Source organism: Mesorhizobium sp. B2-3-6, assembly GCF_006442305.1.
Classification (GTDB): Bacteria; Pseudomonadota; Alphaproteobacteria; order Rhizobiales; family Rhizobiaceae; genus Mesorhizobium.
Map to the genome: position 1 here is coordinate 269364 of NZ_VFVW01000005.1, position 16101 is coordinate 285464.

Here is a 16101-nt window from a genome sequence, read left to right on the forward strand (position 1 = left end):
CGCCCCGTTTCGCGAACCTTATTCGGCGATATCGACGCCGTCGAAGCGATGGATGCCGAGCGGATCCATCGCAAAGCCGGAGACGGTCTTCTGCATCGGCATGAACACCTTGGAGTGTGCGAGCGTCGCCCACGGTGCCTGTTCCTTGAAGATGACCTGCGCCTGTTCGTAGAGCTTGGTGCGCTCGGCCTGGTCGGAAACCGTCTTGGCCTTGTTGATGAGCGCATCGAAGTCCTTGTTGCACCATTCCGCGCGGTTGTTCGAACCGACGGAAGCGCAGCTCAAGAGTACACCGAGGAAGTTGTCCGGATCGCCATTGTCACCGGTCCAGCCGACGATGACGGCGCCGTCGTGATCGACCGCCGAAGCGCGCTTGAGGTATTCACCCCAATCGTAGCTGACGATGTTGACTGTGACGCCGACCTTGGCGAAGTCGGCCTGGATCAGCTCGGCGGTGCGGCGCGCGTTCGGCATGTAGGGGCGCGACACAGGCATGGCCCAGACATTCATCTTGAGGTCCTTGACGCCGGCCTCTTCGAGCATCTTCTTGGCCGCATCCGGATCGTACGGATCGTCCTTCACGTCCTTGTTGTAGGACCACATGGTCGGCGGGATCGGGTTGACGGCCACCTGGCCGGCGCCCTGGAAGACCGCGTCGATGATAGCCTTCTTGTTGATGGCCATGTTGAGCGCCTTGCGCACGCGCACGTCGTCGAACGGCTTCTGCTGGGTGTTGTACATCAGCGCACCGACATTGAGGCCTTCCTGCTCGTCGACCTTCAGGTTCGGATCGGCCTGCAGGCCGGTGATGTCGGCCGGCGCCGGGTAGGACATGATGTTGCATTCGCCGGCCTTCAGCTTCTGCGCACGGACCGCCGGATCGGTGGTGATGGCGAAGACAAGGTCGTCGATCTTCTGCTTGCCGCCCCAATAGTCGGGGTTGGCCTTGTAGCGGATGGCAGCGTCGGTCTGGTAATCGACGAAGATGAACGGGCCGGTGCCAATCGGCTTCTGGTTGAACAGTTCAGGCGTCTTGTCCGCCTGCAGCTTGTCGGCATATTCCTTGGAAACGATTGAGGCGAAGTCCATGCCCAGCGTCGGGATCAAAGTGATCGCCGGCTCCTTGAGGGTGAACTTCACCGTCAGGTCGTCGACCTTCTCGACCTTGGTGATGTTGTCGCCGAACTGGTCATTGTAATACTGGTAGGCAATGCCCGGTATGTACTGGAACCAGGGGCCGTTCTTGTCGACCTGACGCTGGAACGAGAACACCACGTCGTCGGCGTTGAAGTCGCGCGTCGGGGTGAAATAGTCGGTAGCGGCGAACTTCACACCCTTGCGAAGCTTGAACGTGTATTCCTTGCCATCGTCGGAAATGGACCAGCTTTCGGCCAGGCCCGGCGAGACCGTTGTCTTGCCATGATCGAATTCGACGAGGCGGTTGAAGACCGTACGCGAAGACGCATCGAACGTCTGTCCCGCGGTGTAGGGCGCCGGGTCAAAGCCTTCCGGCGAAGCTTCGGCGCAGTAGACCAAGGTTTTTGCGTTGGCCACGCCGCCCAGGACGCTTGCAGCCAGCAACGCGGCTGCAAAAGTCAGTTTCTTCCTCATTGAGCACTCCCTGATGTTTTTCCAAGCCCCTCTATCAGGCTCGCGAAGCGCGCATATAAGCACCGTTTCTCCGGCTTTGGAACACCCAGTTTGCCTACCCCATGGTAAGCGGGAAAAAAATCCTCCTCTCCGCAAAAAAATGGAAAAATTCAGTATTTTTTTCTATTCACAACATTATTAACGACCGCATTTTTTTATTGATCACCAATCTTACGAGATCAACGTCGCGCCCGCTTTCATATGACCGGGGATGCCGGACGATGCAGGGCCGCTGCGCCCGTGGCGGGAAAGATTTTCGGCGGCAAATCTTTCGACGGCTTGCCGCTGGGGCAAGGCTTGCACGCCCGCCGATAGAGGCCATACATAGACAAGGCACCGTCGGCAGCGGGGGACGCCTCTCTTAGCAGGAGGCGAGCGCGGCAGGGGCGAACAAAACAGGGAGGGACGGTTGGCAAAAGCATCGAACAGGACGGCTCCGCCGAAGACGGCCAAGGCGACCCTGAAGCCGGCCGCGGGCGCCGACAAGCAGCCAACGCCCTCCGCCAAGAACGCAAAGGGCGCAAAGAGCACAAAGGCAAAGGTCGCAGGGAAACCTTCCGCCGGCAAGGCGGACGCTGTTGTCAAACCGGCCGCGAAGCCGGCGGCCAAAGCCGTCCCCGCAAAGACGTCGGCGAAGGCCGGAACTGCTAAAACCGGGACGACAAAGACCAGTTCGACCAAGGCCGGGACGACGAAGACTGGCGCGAGCAAGACCGGGGCGACCCGGACTAGCAAGACTGGGGCCGCACAAGCCGCATCCGTGGCCAAGCCGGCACCGGCGGCTTCGAGACCGGCGGCCGCCAAGCGATTGCCGAAAGCGCTCACCGCCCTTGCCGCAGGCTTGCCGGAAAAGCCCTGGCTGGAAAGCTACCCGAAGAACATGCCGGCCGAGATCGGCGCCCTGCCCTACAGCTCCATCGGCGATTTCCTCGTTGCCGCCTGCAAGCAATTTGCCGGCCAGCCGGCCTTCACCTGCATGGGCAAGTCGATCACCTATGCGGAACTCGAACGGCTTTCGGCGGCGTTCGGCGCCTACCTGCAATCGACCGGGTTGCCCAAAGGCGCACGCGTCGCCCTGATGATGCCGAACGTGCTGCAATATCCGGTGGCGATGATGGCGGTGGCGCGCGCCGGCTACACGGTGGTCAACGTCAACCCTCTCTACACGCCGCGCGAGCTGGAACACCAGCTCAAGGATTCCGGGGCACAAGCGATCATCATCCTGGAGAACTTCGCCAGCACCTTGCAAGCGGTGATCGCCAGGACGTCGGTCAAGCACGTCGTCGTCGCGGCCATGGGCGACATGCTCGGCGGGCTCAAGGGAAGCATCGTCAATCTGGTGGTGCGCCGCGTCAAGAAGATGGTGCCGGCCTGGTCATTGCCCGGCCATGTCAAGTTCAACGCGGCGCTGAAGGTGGGCAGCGGCATGGGTTTCAAGCCGGCCAAGGTGGCGGCCGACGATATCGCGTTCCTGCAATATACCGGCGGCACCACGGGAATCTCGAAGGGTGCTATCCTGCTGCACAGCAACGTGCTGGCCAATGTCGCGCAGAATTCGCTGTGGCTGCAGGACGCTTACACGGTCAAGCCAAAACCCGCCCATCTCAACCTCATCTGCGCACTGCCGCTCTATCATATCTTCGCGCTGACCGTGAATGCGCTGATGGGCATGCAAATGGGTGGACAGAACATACTGATCCCCAACCCGCGCGACATCCCCGGCTTCGTCAAGGAAATGGGCAAGTATCCGATCCATATCTTTCCAGGCCTCAACACGCTGTTCAACGCGCTGCTCAACAATGAGGATTTCCGCAAGCTCGACTTCAAGCCGCTGCTCCTGACGCTGGGCGGCGGCATGGCGGTGCAAAAGGGCGTCGCCGAGCGCTGGAAGGCGCTGACGGGCTGCCCGGTCAGTGAAGGCTACGGCCTGTCGGAGACGTCGCCCGTGGCAACGGCCAACAAATTCAGCTCCGGCGAATTCACCGGCACGATCGGCCTGCCGCTGCCGTCTACCGAGATCGCCATCCGCGACGAGGAGGACAACAATTTGCCGCTCGGCGAGGTCGGCGAAATCTGCATCAAGGGGCCGCAGGTGATGGCGGGCTACTGGAACCGGCCTGACGAGACCGCCAAGGTGATGACCAAGGACGGCTTCTTCAAGTCGGGCGACATGGGCTTCATGGACGAGCGCGGCTACACCAAGATCGTCGACCGCAAGAAGGACATGATCCTCGTTTCCGGCTTCAACGTCTATCCGACCGAGCTCGAGGAAGTCGTGGCGCTGCATCCCGGCGTGCTCGAAGTGGCGGCAATCGGCGTGCCGGACGAGCATTCGGGCGAAGTGCCGAAACTGTTCATCGTCAAGAAAGACCAGGCGCTGACCGCCGAGGCCATCACCGCCTATTGCCGTGAGAACCTGACCGGCTACAAGCGGCCCAGATACATCGAATTCAGGACAGAGCTGCCGAAGACGCCGGTCGGAAAGATCCTGCGGCGCGCATTGCGCGAATAGGAGCCGGCTTGGACCACGATCTTGCCGGCGCCGATGCCCAGGACCGGTGCCCGCGCCTCGACCCGGCCGAGTTCATCAAGGCCAACATGCGCCTTGTCCCTGCGCCTGCGCTTCCAGAAATCCGGTTTTACACGGCGCACCCCAGCAGCGGATTGAGACGGCTCGTCGAGCCCGAAGGCGATGCGGAAGATGCGCCGGAGCCACAACCGCCCTACTGGGCCTATGCATGGGCCGGCGGCACCGTGCTCGCGCGCTATGTCCTCGACCATCCGATGACCGTGGCGGGACGCCGCGTGCTCGATCTTGGTGCCGGCTCCGGCATTGTCGGCATCGCTGCCGCGAAGGCCGGGGCCCGCGAAGTGATCGCCGCCGAGATCGACCGAAACGGCGTCGCCGCGCTCGGTCTCAATGCAAAAGACAACGGCGTCACGATCTCGGTGATCTGCAAAGACATTACCACCGGTCCGCCACCGGCGGTCGACCTTGTGCTGGCTGGCGACGTGTTCTACGGACCCGATGTCACCCAACGCATGATCCCCTTCCTCGACCGCTGCCTTGCCGCTGGCGTCGAGGTCCTGATCGGCGACCCGCGCCGCGCCGATCTACCATTGTCGCGGCTCAGGCTGCTCGCCGAATATCAGGTGCCGGATTTCGGCGACGCGAAGGGCGCCGCAAGCAGGCCGAGCGGCGTCTTTTCCTTCGAAGCCGAGACGCCGCTAGCGACGAGATCAGATCGTCTCCTTGACCCGCGCTGAAAGGAAATCCGGCAGGTCGACAACCGAATCCAGGATCACGTCGGCAATTCCGGCCAGAGATTCACGCGTGCCGGTGCCCGAGAGCACGCCGACCGCCAGGCCGCAGCCGCCGGCACGCGCCATTTCGAGATCGTGGCGGTTATCGCCGATCATGGCGACCTGCGTCGGCTTCAGGCCGGTGAGATCGCAGAAGGCCTGGATCGTATCCGGCGCCGGCTTGGGATTGGCCACCGCGTCATAGCCGTAGGCGGCGTCGAACAGCTGCGCGACGCCGAGCGTTACCAGCGTTTTTTCCGCGCCGCTGGTCGAATCGTTGGTGGCGACGCCGAGCCGATAGGACCTTGCGTGCAAGGTGCCGAGCGTTTCGACGATGCCCGGCAGAGCCACCGCCATCGCCGAGCCCTGCACCGAGGTGATCTGGTTGAAGCGGGCGACGGCCAGCATCTGGTCTTCATCGGACAGGCGCGGAAACCACAATTCGACGACGTCGAGATTGGTGCCGGAGGCAAAGATGGAGTCGGGCTTGAAGCGCCTGTTGGCGAAATCGAAGCCCGCGGCCGCAAGCAGCCTGTCGGCCTTCCAGCGGTCGCCTTCGGAGGCGTCCATGGCCATGAAGTCGGCAACCCCGAGCCAGGTCGCATTGAAGTCGACAAGCGTTCCGTCCTTGTCGAACAATATTCCCTTGATGTCTGCCAACTCAGTCACTCCGAACCACGCAATTGGTGGATGTGTTCCACCAGGCCGGCGGTCGAGGCATCCCGCTTTGCGGCACTTTCCTTGCCTTCCACGACTGGCAGAAGGCCGGTGGCCAGTTCCTTGCCGAGCTCGACGCCCCACTGGTCGAAGGAGTTGATGTCGAACAGCGTTCCCTCGACGAAGACGCGGTGTTCGTAGAGAGCGATCAGGCGGCCGAGCGTGCGCGGGTCGAGCTTGCGATAAAGAATGGTCACCGAGGGCCGGTTGCCGGAGAAGACGCGGTGCGGGGCAATGCGATCGACATCGGCCGGCTTCATGCCCTTGGACAGCATCTGCGCGCGCGCTTCCTCCAGCGTGCGGCCCCTCATGAAGGCTTCCGACTGCGCCAGGCAGTTGGCGAGCAGCAGGTCGTGATGGTGCTTCAGCTCCGGCTCGTGGCCGTTCGCCGCGGCGAGGAATTCGACCGGAATGAAATCGGTTCCCTGGTGCAGGAGCTGGAAGAAGGCGTGCTGGCCATTGGTGCCGGGCTCGCCCCAGACCAGCGGCCCGGTCGGCGTCGCCACGGGGCCGCCGTCCAGGGTGACGCTCTTGCCGTTCGATTCCATGTCGAGCTGCTGGAGATAGGCCGGCAGCCTGGACAGGCGCTGGTCATAGGGGATGACCGCGCGGGCCGGGTATTTGCAAACGACGCGATGCCACCAGCCGACAAGGCCAAGCAGCACCGGCAGGTTTTTGGCCAGCGGCGCGGTGCGGAAGTGTTCGTCCATTTCGTGCGCGCCATCGAGGAAGGCGCGGAAATCGCGTGGACCAATGGCGATCATCACGGGAAGGCCGATGGCGCCCCACACAGAATAGCGGCCGCCGACCCAATCCCAGAAGCCGAAGACGCGGTCCGGCTCGATGCCGAACTTCGCCACCAGGTCGAGTGCCGTCGAGACAGCGGCGAAGTGCTTGCCGATCGCTTCCTTGCCGAGCGCCTTCTGGACCCAGTTGCGCGCCGTCTGCGCATTGGTCATCGTTTCGACCGTGGTGAAGGTCTTGGAGGCGACGATAAAAAGCGTGCTCTCGGCGGAAAGGCCCTTCAGCGTGTCGTGGATATGGGCGCCGTCGATGTTGGAGACATAGTGCGCGCGCGGACCGTCATGATAGGGCGCCAGCGCCAACGTCGCCATGGCTGGGCCGAGATCGGAGCCGCCGATGCCGATATTGACGATGTCGGTGATCTTCTTGCCGGTGGCGCCTGTCGCCTTGCCTGAACGCACCGCGTCGGCGAAGGCGCCCATCGCGTCCAATACGGCGATGACCTCCGCCTTCACATCCTGCCCGTCGAGCATGATGCCCTTGCCGGTCAGGTTGCGCAGGGCGGTGTGCAGAACAGCGCGGCCCTCTGTAACGTTGATCTTCTTGCCGGCGAACATGGCGGCGCGGCGGCCTTCGAGATCGGCGGCGTCAGCCAGATTCTCCAGCAGGTCCATCGTGCGCGCATCGACGGCGCATTTCGACCAGTCGAGCAACAGGTCGCCGTCGCTGGCGGAGAACGTCTTGAACCGCTGCGGATCGGCGGCGAAGGCCTGGCGCATATCGCCGGCTGCCGCGGCGCGATGGTCGCGCAAGGCGGCAAGCTGTTTTTGGAAGGCTGACTGATCCACCGGCGGGCTCCTGGGACTGTTAAATTATCTTAGCAGACCGGATGTTTCCGGCGCGTGTCGTCGCGCCAAACTATTGAGCCGAATTCCGTCCGGTCAATACGCGGCGATGACGCACTGCGTTACACGGGATGCGAAGGCCGAAAGATCACTGGCATAAATCCCAAAGATCAGAAAAATTGATTGGCGCAACCCCTTGTGCCACCGTTACATTCGACTGGTCCAGCCAAACGAAAAAAGCTGGCCATCGAGGAACATTTCCCATGCCACAGCGCAACGACACGGCCATATGGTCCGGCCTGTTCCGGATTTCGGCCGAATCCGGCCAGACTTTGCAGGCACAGATCCGCCAGGCGATCGTGGCCGCTATTCTCGACCGCCAGATCGCCGCTTCGATGCCGCTTCCGTCATGCCGGATATTGGCCGAAAAACTCGGCGTGGCGCGCGGAACCGTGGTGCTGGCCTTCCAGCAACTGGTCGACCAGGGCTTCCTGGTGGCGCGCGAGCGGCGCGGCCATTTCGTCAATCCCGACGTTTTGGCGACGCCGGCCAAGCCACACCAGAAGGCGCCCGACCAGGCCAACGAGATCGACTGGAAGGCACGCCGGCAGATCGCGGCCAGCGACATGCCGCCGCCGGCCAAGCACGAGAACTGGATCAAGTCGTCCTACCCCTTCGTCTATGGCCAGTTCGATCCGGCGCTGTTCCCGACCGCCGAGTGGCGCGAGTGCAACCGCATGGCGCTTGCCGTGCTGGAGATCCGCAACTGGGCCTCCGACATGGTCGATCGCGACGATCCGCTGCTGATCGAGCAGATCCAGGCGCGGCTGCTGCCCAGGCGCGGCATCTTCGCCAACCCCGACGAGATCATCGTCACGCTGGGCGCCCAGAACGCGCTCTACATGCTGGCGACGCTTTTGATGACCAAGGGCTCGAAGGTGGCGATGGAGGATCCGGGCTACCCCGACGCACGCTCGATCTTCCGGCTCGCCGGCGCCGACATCCAGCCGGTGCCGGTCGACCAGTCCGGCATCGTAACCTCTTCGATTCCCAACGATTCCGGCTTTGTCTTCGTCACGCCCAGCCATCATTGCCCGACCATGGTGCCGCTGTCGGCGGAACGCCGGCAGGACCTTCTGGCGCGCGCCAACCGCTACAACCAGATCATCATCGAGGACGGCTATGACAGCCAGCTTCTCGACGAGGCGCCGCAGCAGGCCTTGAAGAGCCTCGACCGCTCCGGCCGCGTGATCTATGTCGGCTCGATGTCGAAGACGCTGGCTCCGGGCCTGCGGCTTGGCTACATCGTGGCCTCGGCTGGACTAATCGCCGAACTCAGGGCGCTGCGCCGCTTCATGCTGCGCCATCCGCCGGCCAACAACCAGCGCGCGGTCGCGCTGTTCCTGTCGCTCGGCCACCACGAAGCGCTGGTGCGGCGGCTGTCGAGCGCCTTCGACGAGCGGCGCAAGCGCCTGGTCCATGCGATTTCCGCTTTCCTGCCCGAGTGGCGTTCGACCGACTCGGCCGGCGGCACGTCGCTGTGGCTGGAGGGACCGCGCGGCACCGATTCCCGCGGACTGGCCGAGGCCGCCGCCTCGCGCAGCGTCATCATCGAGCCGGGCGACCGCTTCTTCGACCGCACCGAAAAGCCTTCGCGTTTCATGCGCTTGGGCATCTCCTCGATCGCGCTGCAGCATATCGAGCCCGGTATCCGCGAACTTGCAACCGCCGCGGGCCGCAGGCCGGCCGCCGCCTGATCACCTGGGCCTGACCACCTCCCGGGAGCCGCGCAACAGCGGCTCCTGCTTCTTTAGCACTGGCATATGCAACCGTACCGGCTGGCTCATAGGCTGTGCCAATGCCGGCGGCATAGTCGAGGCCTAAAGGGGACGAAGCAGCCGATGGTGGACCAACCGCCGCCCTGCTTCCGAGAAAAGGTGGAGTGCTTCCATGTCAGTGGCTGTCGAAAAGCAGGAAGCGGCCGACCAGCGTTCGCGCCGCTCCGGCGGACGCGAAGCGCGTCGCGCCATGCGGGCGGCGCCGCTCGCCGACGACATCAGGCCGGTTCGCGCCGGCCTCGAGGGGGGGAGCTATGGCCCCCTGCGCGGCACTGATTGCGAGCGCATCCACGAAGCGGTGCTGACCCTGCTGGAGACGGTCGGCTTCGCCAACGCAATCCCGTCCTGCATCGAGGCGCTGACCAAGGCCGGCGCCAGCCATGGCGACGACGGCCGTATCCGTTTCCCGCGCGCACTGGTGCTCGACACGATCAAGCGGGCGGCGCGGCATTTCACGCTGCACGGCCAGGACCCGAAGCACGACATGGTGATCCAGGGCAAGCGCGTGCATTACGGCACGGCGGGTGCTGCCGTGCATCTTGTCGACGTCGAGAAGCGCGAGTATCGCGAATCCTTGCTGCAGGACATCTATGATGCCGCGCGCATCGTCGACGGGCTCGACAACATCCATTTCTTCCAGCGGCCCATGGTGCCGCGCGACATTCCCGATCCGCTCGAAATGGACTTCAACACGCTCTATGCCTGCGTGATGGGCACGTCCAAGCATGTCGGCACGTCCTTCACGGTGCGGGAGAACGTGCAACCGGCGCTCGAAATGCTCTACGCGATCGCCGGCGGCGAGGAGAATTTCCGGGCCCGGCCGTTCGTGTCGAACTCCAACTGTTTCGTCGTGCCGCCGATGAAATTCGCCGAGGACGCCTGCGGCGTGCTCGAGGCCTGCGTCGAAGGCGGCATCCCGATCCTGCTGCTTTCGGCCGGGCAGGCCGGCGCGACGGCTCCAGCGGCGATCGCGGGTGCGGTGGTGCAAGCCGTGGCCGAAGTGCTGGCCGGCCTTGTCTATGTCAACACCATCAAGCCGGGGCATCCGGCGATCTTCGGTACCTGGCCGTTCGTGTCGGACCTGCGCACCGGCGCCATGTCCGGCGGCTCGGCCGAACAGGCGGTGCTGACCGCGGCCTGCGCGCAGATGGCGCAGTTCTACGACCTGCCAGGGGGTTCGGCCGCCGGCATGACGGATTCGAAACTGCCCGACATCCAGTCCGGCTATGAAAAAGGCATTACCAATGTGATGGCCGGCCTTTCCGGCCTCAACCTGGTCTACGAATCGGCCGGCATGCATGCGTCCCTGCTCGGCTTCTGCCTGGAAAGCCTGATCATCGACAACGACATGCTGGGCCATTGCCTGCGCTGCGTGCGCGGCATCGAGGTGACGGACGACGCGCTGTCGATCGACACCATCGCCGATGTCTGCCTGAAAGGCCCGGGCCACTATCTCGGCAACGAGCAGACGCTGAAGCTGATGCAGACCGAATATTTCTACCCCGCCGTCGGCGACCGGTTTTCGCCGAAGGAATGGAACGAGAAGGGCCGGCCCGACATATTGCAGCGGGCGATCATCGAGAAGAAGCGCATCCTCGCCGAACGCTTCCCGCGCCATGTGTCGAAGCCGCTCGACGACAGGCTGCGCGCCCGCTTCGGCGACATGATCAAGCTGCCGCGCAACGGCATGGGCGGCTGAGAAAGCCCCCCTTTGAAAATAGGTTAATCCGCGCTCAGCCCATAATGTTCGACGACCTCGGTATTGACCAGCTTGGCGTGTAGCGCCATCAGCACGATCTGGGCGTCGAAACTGTCTCCGGCATCGACCGCGGCCTCTATCCGACGCTCCACGTCCTGCCGCGGCTGCGCGCCATGAGAGCGCTCGAATGCCTCAGGCCCAGCAATACAATAGCTGAACAAACACGCCACTTGCGCATAAGCCTGCGGCGGCGGCTCGTCGGGCCAGTGATCCTTCATCAGGTTGACGATGGTGAGCTTTACGCCCTCCGGCACAAGGGCGGGATGCAAGTCGGCTCCGCGCAATGCGGCATCGAGCTGCCTGAGGTCGCTTGAACGGCCGAACATGCCGAGGAAACCGAGGAAACCGAGGGAAGAGCGTCGTTTGGCCATCATGGTCCAATCCGTTTCCCAGCAAATTGAGTGGCCTGGCAACGGAATGCAAATGCCGTGCAGGTGGTTTCTGCCCATGTCAGCTGGCTATTCGTGACAGGGACGCATTATCTGCGCCCCGGTTCGAACAGTTCCACCAGATTGCCGGATGGGTCCCGCAGCAATATCTGGCTGCCGCCCATGCCCTTGACGATTTCGTTCCTGAAAGCCTGGCCGGCAGTTTTCAGCTTGTAAACCACGCCTTCGAGATCCTCCACCTCGATCTGAATGCGGTTCCAGCCACCGGGTTCGGGCACGCTGCCGTCGGGCATCGGCTGCGACGCCCCACCAGGGCCGCCAGCGGCATTGAGCAGAAGCCGCAGGTTGCCCCTGGAAAGCATGGCGAAGGACGGCGCCGGGTGCATGGCGACCGTGAAGCCGAGATGGTCGCGGTAGAAGGCGATCGCCCTGTCGACGTCATTGACGATATAGCGAACGTTGACCGTTTCCATGGTCTCCTCCGTGCCGAAGCTACCCACTCGCCGCAAGCAATAAGACGCCCGCCAGGGCCGATCCGGCAAGCGTCGGCAGCATGCCGATTTTCAGCTTGAGGATGGCGATCATGGTAGCGCAGGACAGCAGCGCGGCACGCCAGTCGATCGAGGACAGCACCGGCATCTCCATTCCGAGCCCCGTCGCGCGCACGTCGCGGAAGATGACGTGCAAGGCGAACCACAGGGCCAGATTCATGATGACGCCGACGACCGCCGCGGTGATCGCGCCCAATGCCGCCGACAATGCCTTGTTGCCGCGCAGCGCCTCGATGTAGGGCGCGCCGAGGAATATCCAGAAGAAGCACGGCGTGAAGGTAACCCACAGCGTAAGCAGCGCTCCAAGCGATCCGGCAAACAACGGATATGGCGATCCGGAATGGCGCAAGCCTGCAAGGAAGCCGACGAACTGCAGGACCAGGATGAGCGGTCCTGGCGTGGTTTCGGCAAGGCCCAGGCCATCGACCATTTCGCCTGGCGCAAGCCAGCCAAGAGAACCGACGGCCGCTTGCGCGACATAGGCCAGAACGGCATAGGCGCCGCCGAAAGTGACGACCGCCATGAGGCTGAAGAAGCCGCCGATCTGCGTCCAGACGCTGTTTGCCGATGTGAACGCCCAGATCAGCACAACCGGTCCAAGCCAGATCGGCAGCCAGATCGCGATGGTGCGCGGCGCGTGCCATCGCGTCGGCCTGGTGTGGGCCAGTTCGCCGCGCTCGAACATCAGATCGACCGCGCCCGTGGCGTCGGGAGCTTCGTCCTTGCCATGCGCGGCGCCAGAAAACAGGGCCGGCGCGATGCCGTTTCCGACCCACCCCACCAGTCCTGCAAACAGGACGAGGAGCGGAAAGGGGACGTTGAGCACGTAGATGCCGACAAAGGCGCAAAGCGCGATCGCCGCCATCACCCGGTTCTTCAAGGCGCGCCGGCCGATGCGGATCACGGCCTCGACCACGATCGCCAGCACCGCCGCCTTCACCCCGAAAAACAGCGACTCGACCAGCGGCGCATCGCCATAGAGCGCATAGAGAATGCTCAAGGTCAGCATGACGAGCGCGCCGGGCACGACGAAGAGGACGCCGGCGACAAGACCGCCGACCGTCTTGTGCAGCAGCCAGCCAATGTAGATGGCGAGTTGCTGGGCCTCGGGGCCAGGCAGCAGCATGCAGTAGTTCAGCGCATGCAGGAAACGCTGCTCGCCGATCCAGCGCTTTTCCTCGACCAATTCCCTGTGCATGAGCGCGATCTGCCCGGCCGGTCCGCCGAAACTGAGCAACCCGATCTTCGCCCAGAGTTTCGTGGCCTCGCGGAAGCTCGGGACCGCAGGCGCCTCGATGAGGTCGGCACTTTCCTCGGAAAGGAGGGAGTTCATGACGCCTTCGCTCCCGCCGGCCAATTGTGCGTCTCGTCGGTGGCGTCGCGGCACCAGCGGAAGAACGCGTCGTAAAGCAGCATGCCGGCATCCAATTGTTGCAGGTCATCGCGAAACATGCGCGACAAGCCAAGCGAGGCGGCGAGAAATCCCGCCGCCTGCGGAACCAGGTCGAGGCTGGCCGTGTCGGCTGCGCGCACGATCACGGCGAGGCGGTCGAGCGCTTCGGATTCGAGCCCGAACTCCTCGAGCATCGTGTCGAAGGTGCAGCGCTCGCCGCGATGGCTCCAGAACGCATTGTCGATGTCGAAAGGCACGGCCTGAAAACGATCGGCGACATCGGGCACTTCCGCGGCGTCGACGAACAGGAAGACCGCTTGAGGATCGACGAAACGGCGGATCAGCCAGGGGCAGGCGATGCGATCGACTTTGGGCCGGGCCCGCGTCACCCAGACGGTGCGGCCCTTGTCGTCACGAGGCGGCATCCTGTCGGCACGGACCAGAAGGCCGTGGGCGTCCCGCCAGGCTTCGAAGCCGCCTTCGAGCGATTCGGCGGCAATCCCTTCATGACGCAACCATGCGGCGACGCCTTGCGAGAGCTTTTTTCCCTGCTGGCAGACGACCGCCACGCGGCCACCGGCGAAGTCGGCTGCCCAAGTCTGAACGGTGTTGAAATCGCGCCGGTACGACCCCGGCAACAAACGTGGATCGGCGTTGTAGTCGTCCTCGGTACGGATATCGAGGATTGCAGGCGCGCCCGGCAAACCGACCATACGGATCAGTTGCGGCACGGTGACAGCGGTTGTTGACGGCATGGCGTCCACCTCCTGAAAGAGAAGCCTGGACGCGAACGTTGGGCTGACGCCTCACGGGGTCGTCGCGATGAACCCCTTGCAGCGATGGTGGATTTGTTGGGCAGGCTTGTCAAGGACGCAATGTCCCCGGCCTGTGGCAGGCCGCGAAACGGAAAGACGACCGGCGGCCGATCAGGCCGCCGATCGGCGATCGCTATCCGTCAATTATCGCTTGAAACGATCGATGATTGTCCGGGGAATAATCAGTGATTGTCCCGGGGCACGCCCTTCGTATGAGCGACGTCCTGGTATTTCACCGCCGGTTTCAGCACCATGCCGCCCGAGAACTGGTCGACCATACCGCGCTGGATTTCCTGCCATGGTGTCTGGTGCTCGGGATAATGGTAGCCGCCATTGTTCTGCAGCTCGGCGCGGCGGCGGGTGATCTCGTCATCGGTGACGAGAATGTTGGCCGTGCCCTTTTTCAGGTCGATGCGAACGCGGTCGCCTGTCTTGAGCAACGCAAGCCCCCCGCCGATGGCGGCTTCCGGCGAGGCGTTGAGGATGGAGGGCGAGCCTGACGTGCCGGACTGGCGGCCGTCGCCGATGCAGGCCAGCGCGTGGATGCCCTTCTTGATGAGATAGGCCGGCGGCTGCATGTTGACGACCTCGGCGCCGCCGGGATAGCCGACCGGACCGGCGCCGCGCATGAACAGGATGGTGTGCTCGTCGATCCCTTGCGCCGGGTCGTCGATGCGGGCGTGGTAATCCTCCGGACCGTCGAAGACCATGGCATTGCCCTCGAAGGCCTCGGGGTCCTTCGGGTTGGAGAGATAGCGCTCGCGGAATTCGGGCGAGATGCCGCTGGTCTTCATGATTGCCGAATCGAACAGATTGCCCTTGAGATTGATGAAGCCGGCATTGGCCTTCAGCGGCTCGGCGACAGTGCGGATGACCTCGCGGTTCTCGTTGACGGCATCGCGGCAATTGTCGCCCATTGTCTTGCCGTTGGCGGTCAGAGCATCCGGATGCGGCAGCAGCCCGGCTTTCATGAGCTCCGCCACCACGGCCGGCACGCCGCCCGCGTGATGGTAGTCCTCGCCCAGATATTCGCCCGTCGGCTGGAGATTGACGATGAGCGGCACGTCGAGGCCGATCTTCTGCCAGTCGTCATTGTCGAGCGGCACGCCGAGATGGCGGGCGATGGCGTTGAGATGGATCGGCGCGTTGGTGGAGCCGCCGATCGCCGAATTGACGACGATGGCGTTCTCGAACGCCTTGCGCGTCATGATGTCGGAGGGCTTCAAATCCTCGTGCACCATATCGACGATGCGTTTTCCCGTCTCGTAGGCGATCTGGCCGCGCTCGCGATAAGGAGCCGGAATCGCGGCCGAACCCGGCAGCTGCATGCCGAGCGCCTCGGCCAGCGAGTTCATGGTGGTGGCGGTGCCCATGGTGTTGCAGTAGCCGGTGGACGGCGCCGAGGAGGCGACGATGTCCATGAACTCGTCGTAGCCGATCTCGCCGGCCGACAGGCGCTGGCGCGATTCCCAGACGATGGTGCCCGAACCGGTGCGCTTGCCCTTGTGCCAGCCGTTAAGCATCGGACCGACCGACAGCGCTATGGCCGGAATGTTGACGGTCGCCGCCGCCATCAACAGCGCCGGCGTCGTCTTGTCGCAGCCGATGGTGAGCACGACGCCGTCAAGCGGATAGCCATAGAGCACTTCTACCAGGCTGAGATAGGCAAGGTTGCGGTCGAGAGCTGCGGTCGGGCGCTTGCCGGTCTCCTGGATCGGGTGGCACGGGAATTCGAAAGGAATGCCGCCCATCGAGACGATGCCTTCGCGCACGCGTTTGGCGAGCTCGATGTGGTGGCGATTGCAAGGCGACAGGTCGGAACCGGTCTGGGCAATGCCGATCAGCGGCTTGCCCGACATCAGTTCGGCGCGCGTCAGCCCGTAATTCAGGTAGCGCTCCAGATAAAGTGCCGTCATGCCCGGATTGTCGGGGTTGTCGAACCACTCCTGCGAGCGAAACTTTTTCTTTCCTGTGGGGGCGCCAGCCATCATGGTCTCCGTATTTGTATGACAAATCGATATGACAACGCGCGGATGCAGGCAAGGGGCACGCGTGATCTGAATCCGGACTTTGGTGCGATAGACATCAATCGGGCCG

Annotated in this window: 13 protein-coding genes; 4 read left to right on the forward strand and 9 right to left on the reverse strand. The window is 63.6% G+C overall.

The features are described from left to right. Positions 1-18 precede the first annotated feature (18 nt). Together FJ953_RS17295 and FJ953_RS30880 are read right to left on the reverse strand one after the other, a co-directional pair. On the reverse strand, positions 19-1611 hold the full coding sequence (locus tag FJ953_RS17295; protein ID WP_140624862.1) for an ABC transporter substrate-binding protein: 1593 nt from the start codon (positions 1609-1611) through the stop codon (positions 19-21). A gap of 210 nt (positions 1612-1821) precedes the next feature. After that, positions 1822-2361: a hypothetical protein gene (locus FJ953_RS30880; RefSeq protein WP_224684797.1), complete on the reverse strand. Its 540-nt coding sequence runs from the start codon at positions 2359-2361 to the stop codon at positions 1822-1824. Between the two features lie 97 nt (positions 2362-2458). On the opposite strand from FJ953_RS30880, the gene FJ953_RS17300 reads away from it, so the two are divergent. Together FJ953_RS17300 and FJ953_RS17305 are read left to right on the forward strand one after the other, a co-directional pair. Next, positions 2459-4162 carry a long-chain fatty acid--CoA ligase gene (locus FJ953_RS17300; RefSeq protein ID WP_224646604.1) on the forward strand — a complete coding sequence of 568 codons (1704 nt, stop codon included), beginning with the start codon at positions 2459-2461 and terminating at the stop codon, positions 4160-4162. Positions 4163-4248: 86 nt separating this feature from the next. Next, the gene (locus FJ953_RS17305) at positions 4249-4917 is read left to right on the forward strand and encodes a methyltransferase (RefSeq protein ID WP_140624915.1); all 669 of its coding nucleotides are present in this window, start codon (positions 4249-4251) and stop codon (positions 4915-4917) included. On the opposite strand, the gene FJ953_RS17310 is transcribed toward FJ953_RS17305, so the two are convergent. Together FJ953_RS17310 and pgi are read right to left on the reverse strand one after the other, a co-directional pair. After that, positions 4891-5613, reverse strand: coding sequence for an HAD family hydrolase (locus tag FJ953_RS17310; RefSeq protein WP_140497010.1), 723 nt, complete (start codon positions 5611-5613; stop codon positions 4891-4893). The two genes, FJ953_RS17305 and FJ953_RS17310, sit on opposite strands and share 27 nt — an antisense overlap. A gap of 5 nt (positions 5614-5618) precedes the next feature. After that, entirely contained in the window at positions 5619-7262 is a 1644-nt protein-coding gene (gene pgi, locus FJ953_RS17315) for a glucose-6-phosphate isomerase (RefSeq protein WP_140624863.1), read from the reverse strand. A 260-nt stretch (positions 7263-7522) separates the two neighbouring features. On the opposite strand from pgi, the gene FJ953_RS17320 reads away from it, so the two are divergent. Next, positions 7523-9016, forward strand: a complete 1494-nt coding sequence (locus tag FJ953_RS17320) for a PLP-dependent aminotransferase family protein (protein WP_140497014.1) — start codon at positions 7523-7525, stop codon at positions 9014-9016. A 193-nt stretch (positions 9017-9209) separates the two neighbouring features. After that, positions 9210-10796 carry a trimethylamine methyltransferase family protein gene (locus FJ953_RS17325; protein WP_140624864.1) on the forward strand — a complete coding sequence of 529 codons (1587 nt, stop codon included), beginning with the start codon at positions 9210-9212 and terminating at the stop codon, positions 10794-10796. A gap of 23 nt (positions 10797-10819) precedes the next feature. Here FJ953_RS17325 and FJ953_RS17330 read toward each other — a convergent pair whose 3' ends face one another. The 5 genes from FJ953_RS17330 to FJ953_RS17350 all read right to left on the reverse strand — a co-directional run bounded on the left by FJ953_RS17330 (position 10820) and on the right by FJ953_RS17350 (position 15992). After that, complete coding sequence (locus FJ953_RS17330; RefSeq protein ID WP_140624916.1) at positions 10820-11227, reverse strand: hypothetical protein; 408 nt, start codon at positions 11225-11227, stop codon at positions 10820-10822. Positions 11228-11334: 107 nt separating this feature from the next. After that, positions 11335-11718: a VOC family protein gene (locus FJ953_RS17335; RefSeq protein WP_140624865.1), complete on the reverse strand. Its 384-nt coding sequence runs from the start codon at positions 11716-11718 to the stop codon at positions 11335-11337. 19 nt (positions 11719-11737) lie between these two features. Beyond that, entirely contained in the window at positions 11738-13129 is a 1392-nt protein-coding gene (gene chrA / locus FJ953_RS17340) for a chromate efflux transporter (protein ID WP_140624866.1), read from the reverse strand. Then, positions 13126-13944: a sulfurtransferase/chromate resistance protein gene (locus FJ953_RS17345; RefSeq protein ID WP_140624867.1), complete on the reverse strand. Its 819-nt coding sequence runs from the start codon at positions 13942-13944 to the stop codon at positions 13126-13128. The genes chrA and FJ953_RS17345 overlap by 4 nt, the downstream gene beginning before the upstream one ends. A 242-nt stretch (positions 13945-14186) precedes the next feature. Continuing rightward, the gene (locus FJ953_RS17350; protein WP_140497024.1) at positions 14187-15992 is read right to left on the reverse strand and encodes an IlvD/Edd family dehydratase; all 1806 of its coding nucleotides are present in this window, start codon (positions 15990-15992) and stop codon (positions 14187-14189) included. Between the last annotated feature and the right edge of the window lie 109 nt (positions 15993-16101).

Excerpts from the sequence above, each read along its gene's own strand:
- FJ953_RS17295 (WP_140624862.1), bottom strand. The coding sequence starts at position 1,611 with ATGAGGAAGAAACTGACTTTTGCAGCCGCGTTGCTGGCTGCAAGCGTC.
- FJ953_RS17305 (WP_140624915.1), top strand. The coding sequence starts at position 4,249 with ATGCGCCTTGTCCCTGCGCCTGCGCTTCCAGAAATCCGGTTTTACACG.
- FJ953_RS17320 (WP_140497014.1), top strand. The coding sequence starts at position 7,523 with ATGCCACAGCGCAACGACACGGCCATATGGTCCGGCCTGTTCCGGATT.
- FJ953_RS17325 (WP_140624864.1), top strand. The coding sequence starts at position 9,210 with ATGTCAGTGGCTGTCGAAAAGCAGGAAGCGGCCGACCAGCGTTCGCGC.
- FJ953_RS17330 (WP_140624916.1), bottom strand. The coding sequence starts at position 11,227 with ATGGCCAAACGACGCTCTTCCCTCGGTTTCCTCGGTTTCCTCGGCATG.
- FJ953_RS17335 (WP_140624865.1), bottom strand. The coding sequence starts at position 11,718 with ATGGAAACGGTCAACGTTCGCTATATCGTCAATGACGTCGACAGGGCG.
- chrA (WP_140624866.1), bottom strand. The coding sequence starts at position 13,129 with ATGAACTCCCTCCTTTCCGAGGAAAGTGCCGACCTCATCGAGGCGCCT.
- FJ953_RS17345 (WP_140624867.1), bottom strand. The coding sequence starts at position 13,944 with ATGCCGTCAACAACCGCTGTCACCGTGCCGCAACTGATCCGTATGGTC.
- FJ953_RS17350 (WP_140497024.1), bottom strand. The coding sequence starts at position 15,992 with ATGGCTGGCGCCCCCACAGGAAAGAAAAAGTTTCGCTCGCAGGAGTGG.